Source organism: Methanomicrobiales archaeon, from assembly GCA_030019205.1.
In the GTDB taxonomy this organism is placed as follows: Archaea; Halobacteriota; Methanomicrobia; order Methanomicrobiales; family JACTUA01; genus JASEFH01.
Genome location: JASEFH010000056.1, coordinates 1 through 3,072, shown reverse-complemented (window position 1 = coordinate 3,072; position 3,072 = coordinate 1). Strand labels below are relative to the sequence as shown.

The following is a 3,072-nucleotide window of genomic DNA, read 5'->3' as shown; positions in this document are numbered from 1 at the left end:
TCACAGTATCTTAGCCGGATAGGAGAACCCCGCTGCTGCCCGTAGGCATGACTATCTGCGCTATTAACTCATATAAGCGTTGCGTCGGGCCTCCGTGAACACGAAGAAATGGAGGTAAAGAACGTGAAAAGGTATTGCTTGATACCGACGCTCTCCATGCTTCTGGTATTATTGTTGTTCGGAACAGCAATGGTTTCAGCTGTAAGTGCAGAGCCGGTACTGGATGAGAATCTTGAAATTGAGACTGAAAATGAAATAACCGAATTGCATAAAGATATACCTTTAATAATGTATGATCCTGCGATTAAAAATGCTACTCCCTATTGGATACTTCTTGTAGGTGATACTGAAGGTCAAAAGGTCCGTCTTTCATATATTGAGAATTCAGGTGCTACAGGAGAAGAGAAAAAATTAATGAAGGAATTTCTAAATGATATCTGGAAAAAATATCCTGTTGAATTTATAAAAAATGGTAAAGATACGTATATTCAGTTTGACCTAAAGGATCAAAATGTGAAATTGACTGAAGAGGAGAATTCAAGACTTGAGTGGATTAACAAAGCAATCACAGGATACTTGAATGAGAAATATGGCATCTCTATTAGTCCGAAATGGTGGGGAAATCCTGGACATAGCGATATCGCGTATATCACATGTACTAAGATCGCATTCCCCTACCCAGAAATTGCAAGGGATGTGGCAGATGATCCAGATCTCTGGCCTTCCAGTATCCCCACCTGGTTACCACAATGGTTCCAAGACGCGATAAATCAATTGTACCATTCATGGAACCATTACTACAATCCGGACAATGGATTCGGAGCAGCTCCTCAAGATGCAGCGAGTTATGCGAATACTGGAAAAACCTACTATGATCAGGGTCAAACCGCTTACGCCAGCCAATACTTTGGATGGTCAAGTCACTTCATAACCGACGTGGGAAATCCCCTCCATACAGGTTACGAATACGAACAATGGCTTTACCCTTACATTCACTATAGCTATGAAGAGTATGTTGGTCAAAATTGGCATTCAGGAGAAGGTCAAGGATATTACTTTGAGAGCATTGTCGATAATAACAATGTATATATCTATAATAGCGATATCGCAGAATCAACCCGAAATCTAGCAAGTTATTCGCATCAGTATGACGATACGCTTTTCTGCGAGATATATGATCACCCTGATACTTGGAATAGTTCAAGTTCTCCTGTAAAATCGATAACCGAAAACTGTTTGCTTCAGACTGCAAAACGTACACTGGGCCTGGCAAAGTATATAAAAGACTAAATTTGAATTATTTTTTCGTTTAGACGATTGTTACTTAACATTCCAGGGGAGATACCATGAAAATATATTGGCGACAATTTATCGGGGTAGTCCTCCAATTCACGATAGTTATATTCACACTCGGTTCCGCCTGTATCGCAACGAATTCGTTTCCTGACAGGGATATACTTGTTCTCAAGGTAGATGCCGATGGAACCGAGCAGTGGAAGATCGCTATTGATAGCGGGCAGGACGATGTCGCAGTATCCGTCGCACAGACCCATGATGGCGGTTATATGATCGCCGGCCACGGCGGAAGAGGAAAAGCATACGAATCCATACCCCGGCTCATCCGGCTGGATGATCGGGGAACTATTATCTGGGATAAAACCTTTGGCAGCAATCCCAATTATGCGACTTCCGTCGTGCCGGCATCCGCGGGGGGATACCTGATTACCCTGTATGACGGTCCGGTCATGAAACTGGATGAAGAAGGGAATCCGGAATGGGAGACCTCAGTCGAAGGCGATTATATTCTCTCCGCCGTTCAGACAGCGGATGAGGGATATACATTCGTGGGTGGCAGAGGAGCCCTCTATTCCAATGTTAAGGGCGACTTCTGGATTGTTCACCTGAATAAAGAAGGGCGGATCGAATGGCAGAAAGCATATGGTGGTAAAAACCGAGAAAATGCTCTCACCGTTGCCCGTACTGCCGACGACGGCTATATCGTGGGTGGACATCGCTATTCGAAAGATTCGGGAAACGACATCTGGCTTATCCGGCTGGACTCAGAAGGCAATCACCAGTGGAACACTACTCTCGGAGGCGTCCAGGACGACTATTTGTATCTGGTTAGCGAACTGGACGGTGGGGAGTATTCAGCAATTTATTCAAAAGGGGAAGGAAATTTGTCCGGGCCGGTGGAGGTCCGCATTGACAGCAATGGAACCCCCGTCCAGGAGCAACACCTGGATGTTACAAAGCCGATTCTACGGACAGATCGAGCTGAATACGTATTTGCCGGTTTTGCCACATCGCAGGGTTATCGGAACCCGGCGTATGGAAGATACCCATTTCACATAATAAAATCGAACGATCGAGGGGAGATCGTCTGGGATATGATGTACAGCCTGAATGGGGCAATTGGTTCCAATCGCGTGGTTAATATGGTGGATATGATTGAAGTAACATCAATTATTGCAACCCGCGATGGAGGATATCTTGTTCTGTTAAATTGGCAGAACCATTCTTAATTTTCATGGCGGCACGTAGTCGGGGGCATTATTCCTGTCGAGATAAGAAAAAAGATGCACCGGATTGTATCAATCTTAACGTCGCTGATTTCAGTTCTTTATCTGATAATCCCTTATAAGATACACATTGTGTAGACGATCCGCACACAAATCACTTATACTGTAAAAGGAAAAGTGTCAGTATAGATAGGGGGATTCCTCCCTTCTTGACCGGATCGGATAACCCCGCATCCGCCTGTGGGCATGCTGATTCTCGCTTTCGAAAATATAAGCCTTTTCCATGTCTTCCGGCATCCAAGTACGTCGGTTGTGGACGCATGAAAGTTGATTCAATCGCCAAAGAGGAATTCTGGCGTACAATTGGAGGTATCTACTGGGTATTTTGTCTTTCCATTGGCTTTCTTATTCTGTTCGGCTATCTGCCGTTACCACAATCCTCGATGTTTTCCCTGGCATTGATTCCCACTGTGACGTACTATCTCGTTATGGTGTGGTACAGACGGAAAGAGCATCTGGTAGACCCCAGCCTCATAAACATCCTCTGTCA

The 3,072-nt window shown here is 44.6% G+C and carries 3 protein-coding genes; all 3 read left to right on the top strand.

The window, feature by feature from the left end; translation table 11 throughout:
• Window positions 1–156: 156 nt before the first annotated feature.
• Window positions 157–1,290: a hypothetical protein gene (locus QMC96_13215; GenBank protein MDI6877714.1), complete on the top strand. Its 1,134-nt coding sequence runs from the start codon at window positions 157–159 to the stop codon at window positions 1,288–1,290.
• 56 nt (window positions 1,291–1,346) lie between these two features.
• Window positions 1,347–2,525, top strand: coding sequence for a hypothetical protein (locus QMC96_13210; GenBank protein MDI6877713.1), 1,179 nt, complete (start codon window positions 1,347–1,349; stop codon window positions 2,523–2,525).
• Window positions 2,526–2,842: 317 nt separating this feature from the next.
• Window positions 2,843–3,072: hypothetical protein (locus QMC96_13205; protein ID MDI6877712.1), on the top strand; the 230-nt coding region annotated here is incomplete at its 3' end.

Bases quoted from the DNA above. Each gene is read 5' to 3' on its own strand.
- QMC96_13210 (MDI6877713.1), top strand. From the start codon at position 1,347: ATGAAAATATATTGGCGACAATTTATCGGGGTAGTCCTCCAATTCACG.
- QMC96_13215 (MDI6877714.1), top strand. From the start codon at position 157: ATGCTTCTGGTATTATTGTTGTTCGGAACAGCAATGGTTTCAGCTGTA.